At 67.7% G+C, this 7176-nt stretch carries 5 protein-coding genes; 2 read left to right on the forward strand and 3 right to left on the reverse strand.

The genetic code is table 11. The features are described from left to right. A partial coding sequence (locus tag ACTHK2_RS07935; RefSeq protein WP_440245165.1) for a hypothetical protein occupies positions 1-1905 on the forward strand: 1905 nt, incomplete at its 5' end. A gap of 318 nt (positions 1906-2223) precedes the next feature. Here the strand turns inward: ACTHK2_RS07935 and corA are convergent. After that, entirely contained in the window at positions 2224-3243 is a 1020-nt protein-coding gene (gene corA, locus ACTHK2_RS07940) for a magnesium/cobalt transporter CorA (protein WP_440245166.1), read from the reverse strand. A 222-nt stretch (positions 3244-3465) separates the two neighbouring features. Here corA and ACTHK2_RS07945 point away from each other — a divergent pair, with 222 nt between their 5' ends. Then, the gene (locus ACTHK2_RS07945) at positions 3466-5154 is read left to right on the forward strand and encodes a hypothetical protein (RefSeq protein WP_440245167.1); all 1689 of its coding nucleotides are present in this window, start codon (positions 3466-3468) and stop codon (positions 5152-5154) included. A gap of 55 nt (positions 5155-5209) precedes the next feature. On the opposite strand, the gene ACTHK2_RS07950 is transcribed toward ACTHK2_RS07945, so the two are convergent. Together ACTHK2_RS07950 and ACTHK2_RS07955 are read right to left on the reverse strand one after the other, a co-directional pair. Next, positions 5210-6436 (reverse strand): lipoprotein N-acyltransferase Lnb domain-containing protein, encoded by a 1227-nt coding sequence (locus tag ACTHK2_RS07950; RefSeq protein WP_440245168.1) that lies wholly within the window; start codon positions 6434-6436, stop codon positions 5210-5212. A gap of 55 nt (positions 6437-6491) precedes the next feature. After that, positions 6492-7176, reverse strand: a 685-nt coding sequence (locus ACTHK2_RS07955) for an HlyC/CorC family transporter (protein WP_440245169.1), incomplete at its 5' end; no start/stop codon positions are given.

Below are 7176 nucleotides of genomic sequence, written 5' to 3' on the forward strand. Positions count from 1 at the left end.
AGCGGCAAGGGCGGCGGCATCTACTTCAAGGGCGACGGCATCCTCGAGCTCAATCACAGCCTGATCACCAACAACATCGCCAGCTACGGCGGCGGCATCTACGCCGAAGGCACCGGCACGAACACGGAGCTGGTCATCGGCACGGATGTCGCGGTCAGCCTCAACACCGCGCGCGTGGACGGTGGGGGCATCGTCAACGACGGCACCGAGATGACGATGATCCAACCTGACAGTTCCATCGCGTTCAATCACGCGTCGGACGGCTACGGCGGCGGCTTGCTCGTCACGAGCCGCAGCAGGAAGGCATATACCTATCTCGGCACCGCCGGTTTCGGCACTTCGGGCGCGATCTTTTTCAACGACGCGAAATACGGCGGCGGCGTCGCGGTCATGGGCAGCGACGACATCGCCCAGTTGCAGATGTTCTCGACCGATCCGGCGCGGCCCATGCGCATCAATGGGAATACCGCCAGCGTCGACGGCGGCGGCATTTATCTCGGAGAAGCGGCCGACGGTTCCGCACGGGCAGACTTGGTGGCTTGGTATGCCTACATCGAAGACAACATCGCGCCCAACGGCGCGGCCATTGCGTTGCGCAATTCGACAGGTATCTCTGATGGAGTCTTCTTCAACGATCCTGTCCGGCGGCCGTCGGGCGCTATCGACTGCCCGATCGGCAAGCCCTGCGGCAGCATCGCCGGCAATGCCGCGATCGACGACGCAGCGCAACCCGCTGGCGGTATCGTGCAGGTCGGCTCGTTCGGCTTCACGCGTTTTTATCGCATGACGTTCGAGGGCAATACCGGCCAGTTCGTGTTCCGTGGCGATGGCGGCGACGGCGGCCAGGGTTTCGAGACACATCATGTGGCGATCGTCGGCAACACGACGTCGGGTTCCCTGATCTCGAGCGGCGACAACGGAATCGTCAAGTTGTACGACACGACGATTGCGGGCAACTCGATCGCAGCCAATACGGTGATTCGGATCGGCAACGCCTATGCAGGTGCCGACCAGTTTTACCGTTCGATCATCTGGCAGCCGGGCAAGACGACGCTGGACCTCACGGCGGGCCCGCCTCTCGACCTGCTCAACGATCTGCTCGACGACATGGTCAGCGAACGCGGCTCGGTCGACGGCGGCAACTCGCCCAACGTGACCGAGCTGGACCCGCGTTTCGTCGATCCGGAGCACGGCGACTACGCGCTGCGTGCGGGCTCGCCGGCGATTGACTACACGAGCCGCGTAGTCAACGATACGGCGGACCTGTACGGCAACCCGCGCGACGTCGACCTGCCGGTCGTTGCGAATCCCGGCTTGCGCGACCTCGGCGCGATCGAGCGCCAGACGCTGCAACCGCTCGTGCTCAACGCCGACTTCGACGCGGACCTGCGTCTTTGGAGCCTGACGAGTTTCGGCGTCACCAGCTGGGATCCCACCAAGAACAAGACCGGCGCGCCGGGGTCCGGCTCGGCACACGTTTCGGCGACGAACGTCGTCACTGGTTCGACGGTTGGTGGCCTCGTGCAGTGCGTTCACCTGCCCGGTCCCGGCACCTATGCGCTCAACGGATGGGGCCGAGGTACCGGCACCGACGTCACCATTGGCGACATCGCCCAGCTGTATTGGGAATACCGCAGGAGCGGTGGCGAAAATTGCACCGGCGGCGCGCCGAACGCAACCGGCACGCTGGCGCTTTCGAACAGCAACCACTGGAGCCGGCCGGCGACGCCCGCCTCGATCACGGTGACCGAACAGGACTGGACCTACACCAGTTCGATCGCGGTGACGCTGGTCGCGCAGGAATTCGGCCCGGGCACGGCATCGACGAACGCCTGGTTCGACGGCATCACGCTCAGTGTCGAAGGCGACGACAGGATTTTCGCGAATGGCTTCGAGGGGCCGTAGGAACCTTCGAAAATGCGGGCAAAACGGATGCGGGCCGGTGAATCTCCTTCGCCGGCTCGCAGCGGTTTTTCCCTCGGCCCCGGGGGATCGGGAGCCGCGCGCACGCGGCGGCTACGAGCGCGTCGGTAGCGCCGCGGCCGATATCGGCCCCGCTGGAATCGGCGGGCGACACGATCTTCGCGGACGGTTTCGAACCGTTCCACCCGCAATGACGCGCGTGCTGCGCATGCGCACGCGGGAGTGATCGGGGTTGCGGCACGAACGGTGTCGCCGACCCGAGCCTTCGCCGGGACTCGTGCGAAGCCTGTGGCTGCAAAGCTACAACCAGCCGGCGCGCCTGAGCAACCAGTACAGCACGCCGCAGATCGCGCCGGTAACGCCGATCATCGCGGGATAGGCCCACGGCTGGTCGAGTTCGGGCATGTGGTGGAAGTTCATGCCGTACCAGCTCGCGAGCAGGGTCGGCGCGGCGAGCAACGCGGCCCAGCCGGCGAGGCGCTTGACGACTTCGCCCTGCGCGACGGTGACGAGCGCGAGGTTGACGCTGAGCGCGGCGGTGAGCATCTCGCGCATCGTGTCGGTCGATTCGTTGATGCGCGTGGCGTGGTCGTAGACGTCGCGGAAGTACGGCCGCACCTCGTCGCGGATGAGGCCGGGATACTGGCGGATCAGCTGGTTGGTGATGTCCTGCAGCGGCGCGATCGCGAGGCGCAACGTGACCAATTCCTTCTTCAGCACGTACAGCCGGCGGATCGTCTCGCGCTTGAACGTCTCCTCGAACACCTCGTCCTCGAGTTCCTGCAGTTCCTCGCGGAACTCGCGCACGATCGGGAAGAAGTTGTCGACGATGAAGTCGAGCACCGCGTACAGCGAATAGCTCGGGCCGAGCGCGAGCATGTCCTGCGACTGCTCGCAGCCTCGCCGCGCGCTCGCGTAGCTGAGCGAGGCGCCGTGGCGGATGGTCACGATGTAGCGCTTGCCCATGAAGATGTGGGTTTCGCCGAACGCGATCTTGCTGGCGACGACCTGCGCCGTGTGCGCGACGATGAACAGCGACTCGCCGTAGACTTCGATCTTCGGGCGCTGGTGCGCGTTGTGCGCGTCCTCGACCGCGAGCTCGTGCAGGCCGAACTCCTCCTGCAGCTTGTCGAGCAGTTCCTCGCTCGGCTCGCGCACGCCGACCCAGACCCATTCGTCCGGCGTCTCCAGCACGTCGCTGATTTCCTCGACGGTGATGTCGCGCAGGCGGCGCCCGTCGGCCGCGTAGGCGACGCAGTTGACGACCATCGGATCCTTGCAGGTCGGGTCGGTCGGCAACGGGCTCGTCGAGAGATCCATGGCGCATGATGCCGCGTGCGGCGGCGCGGCGGCAAATCACGCCACGCCGGCAGGTCGAACATGAATGCTCGCCGATCAGGCACTTGGCGTGGCGCGAGCGGAACGCGAACGGAGCGCGAATGCGTTCGTGCCCGCGCTCGGGACAATTGACGTGCCCGCAGTGCGGGCCGGACGGGTGCCCCTGTCCCCGCCGAACCACTCGCACCAGCGGAGTCATCGAACATGCGCATATCGCTTTACGCCGGAATCACCGTCGCCTTGCTCGCGGCACGCGCAGAGGCCGGCAGCTTCACCGGGCTCGACATCCCGGACGGCCAGATGACGAGCCTCTCGCACAACGGCCGCATCGCCGCCGGCATCGCCGGCGAGAGTGGCTGGCGCTGGGCCAAGGATCGTGGCGCGTCCGTCCTCGATGGGTTCGTCGAAGTCGAAGGCATGAGTTCGTGGGCCCAGCCGATCGCCGGCGCATGGACCAATGCCGATGCGCTCGACGTCGCCGCGCTCGCCTACAGCAACAGCGGTCTCGTCGGCGGCCCGGTCGAGATCGGCGGCATGCCCGGCACCAGCGGCCTCGACGGCACGCTCAGCGTCGGCTACGGCGTATCGGACACGAAGGTCGCGGTCGGCCTCGCCTACGACGACGGCGGCAACGCGATCGCCTTCCGCTGGGATGCCGGCAGCGGCATCACGCGCCTCGCGGTGAACCGCCCCGGCAATTATTCACGCGCGAACGGCGTCAGCGCCGACGGCAGCGTGGCATGGGGCTGGAACGACCAGGACGACGGCTTCCGCAGCGCCGTGCTCTGGCACGACGGCGCGCCGACCGATCTCGTCGATGCGGATGGCAACCCGGTCGGCGAAGCGGACGGCGGCAGCCGCGACGGTAGCGTGATCGTCGGCAGCGGCTATGCGACGCCGGACGGTGCTTCGGCATGGCGCTGGACCGCGGCGACCGGCGTGCAGCCGCTCGGCGTGCCCACGCTCGCGCCCGGCCGGCACGCGCTCGGCGCACCGGTGTCGCCCGAACGCGCGGCGCTCGTCTCGGCGCGCCCGGAACGCGCGAGCGCGCGCCTCGGCGACGCCGCGCCTCAGGGCTTTCCGCCCGCGTCGTATGCATTCGGCGTCAGCGACGACGGCAACGTCATCGTCGGTCGCAGTGGCGCATTCCCGATGTTCTTCGCGACCGTGTGGACGCCGGCGACCGGCATGGTGCGCCTCGATGACTACGCGGCGGCGCGCGGCGTGGCGATTCCCGCCGGCTGGTCGCTGATGACGGCGAGTGCGGTATCCGCCGACGGCCTCGTGATCGGCGGCTGGGGCGTCGATCCGGGCGGCGCACTCGATTCGTTCCTGATCGACCTGCACGACGACGCGCCGCGCGAGGCGTTGCTCGAAGCGCACGGCACGGTGGACTGGAACGATCTGCCGGACGGGCCGTTCGCGGGCGTGCCGGTCGGCACGCCGGTGACGATGACGTTCCGCCTGTCGCCCGGGGGGTTCGAGATCGAGCCGGGCGCAGCGACCTCGTACGCGATCGGACTCGACACGTTCTCGCTCGTCGCGGGCACTGCGAGCGACACGCTCGTGGCGACGCCGTCGGGCCCGGGCGTGTGGCTCACCAACGACTACCCGCTGTCGGACGGCATCCACCTGTTCGAGACGCCGACGTCGACGAGCGGGCAGGCGATGGAGTTCGAACTGTTCAATCCGGGTGGCGACCTGTTCGACTCCGACGATCTCGGCCGCATCAACCGCACGTTCGGCCCGGAGTTCTTCGAAAAGGTGTCGTGGATGGTCGCCGCGGGTGGTGAGTTCGGCATGACCATGGTGCTCGACTCGGTCAGCATCCACGATGTCGACGATGGCTCCGACGTGATCTTCGACGACGGCTTCGAATCGCCGCAGCCCTGATGCACGCACGCACCGGTGCCGGCCTGCGCCGGCATCGGTGCGGCGGCGGATGCCGCTAGGCAGGCCTTCGCAGGCGCAGCGCGAGCGCGAGGTGGATCGGCAGCAACAGCACGATCCAGTGCAGGTTCGCCTGCGCGAACGTCGGCAGGATCTTCGAGAACAGCGCGATCGCGGCGATGACCGCGACGATCCAGGCGATGGCGCGCGCACGCGGGCGATCGCGCAGGCGTCCGCGCGCGATGCCGAACCACGCGGGCAACAGCGCGAGGCAGAGCGGGTTCAGCAGCAGCAGGTTCTCGTTGCGCCACGCGGCGCGGTGCTCGGTGCCGAACCAGAGGAACAGCAACAGCAGGCCGCCGACGCCGCAGAAGAGCTCGAACAGCAGCGCGAACGTCGCCAACGGTACGCGGCGCGCCGCGCTCGCCGAACCGCCGAGCGTGTAGACGATCGCGCCGAGCACGATGCCGAGTCCGAGGAACGGCCAGCGCAGGTCGGGCGGCAGCACGGGGGCGGGTTCGACATCGCCGCGTGCGAGCGTGGCTGCCGGCGCCGCCAGCGCGCCGCTGCCGTTGTTCACGCCGGTGACGACGTCCGCGAGCGTGGCCGGCACGAAGCTCTCCTGCCAGTAATCGATGCGCTGGTCCGCGTACGGCCCGAGGCCGAGGTCGATCAGCAGCATCAGCACCGGCTCGGGCGCCATCAGGCGCAGCGCGTCGAGGCGCCAGGTGTAGCCGCGCGAACGGCCTTCGCTTTGCGCGTGCAACGCGCCGCCGAGTGCGCGGTCGAGCGCGTCGCGCACGCGCGTCGAGCAGTTCGCCTCGAAGTAGTCGTAGCGGTACTGCGCGTTCTCCGGCCGCGCGTTCCATTCGAGGAACGCGACGAGGTCGCGTGCCTGCGGCGGTGTCAGCGCGAGGCGTTGCTCGACGATCTCGCGGCGCTCCTCGCGGTACATCTCGAGATCGTCGTCGAGTTCGTCGACGGCCATGCGATAGCGCATGCGGCCGCGCGCGAAGTTGAGCAGGAAGTCCTGCTGGTCGAAATCGAAGATGCCGTAGTTGTAGGCGACCGCGCGCCCGCTCGCCGGATCGCGCACGACGATCGCGTTGTGGCCGAAGCGCTCGAAGAAAATCTCGCCGGGCCCGATGGTCAGCAGGCTGACCTCAGGCGGAGGCCCGGGATCGGTGCGCGATTCCGCGGCGACCGTTTCGGTCTGCGGCTGTGCGGACGCGTTGTCGGCGATGGCGCACGCCTGGAACAGCACCAGCAGCGCACAAGCGACCACCGAGCGAACGCCTCGCCTGCACGAATCACCCATCACGAATCACTCATCACGGCTCTCAGGCCTCATGCACCCGCACCGCGAACTGCTGCACGCGACGTGCGTCGGCTTTCGTGACGTGGAAATGGAAGCCGCCGAGCGTCGTTTCCTCGCCGACTTCGGGCAGGTGGCCGATCTCGGACGTGATCATGCCGCCGACGGTATCGAATGCCTCGTCGCTGAGGTCGCAGCCGAAGCGCTCGTTGAACTCGGCGATCGGCGTCAGCGCGTTGACGAGGAAGTCGCCGTTGGCCGCGGGCTGGATCATCGTGTGCTTGTCGTCATCGTCGTCGTGTTCGTCGCCGATGTCGCCGACGATCTGCTCGAGCACGTCCTCGATCGTGATGAGGCCGGCGACGCCGCCGTACTCGTCAACGACGATCGCCATGTGGTTGCGCGACAGGCGGAATTCCTTGAGCAGGATGTTGAGCCGCTTCGACTCCGGGATCATCGTGACCGGGCGCAGCAGCTTGCGGATGTCGCAGTCGGCGCCTTCGGCGAAGCAGCGCAAGAGGTCCTTGGCGAGCAGGATGCCGAGGATCTCGTCCTTGTCGCCTGCGTGTACCGGGAAGCGCGAGTGGCCGGACTCGAGTACGTCGGCGAGGATCTGCTTGAGCGGCGCGTCGATCGGCAACGAGACCATCTGCGCGCGCGGCACCATCACGTCGGACACGGTGAGATCGGCGACCTCGATCGCGCCCTCG

The sequence above is a fragment of the Dokdonella sp. genome, assembly GCF_051958935.1.
Classification (GTDB): Bacteria; Pseudomonadota; Gammaproteobacteria; order Xanthomonadales; family Rhodanobacteraceae; genus Dokdonella_A.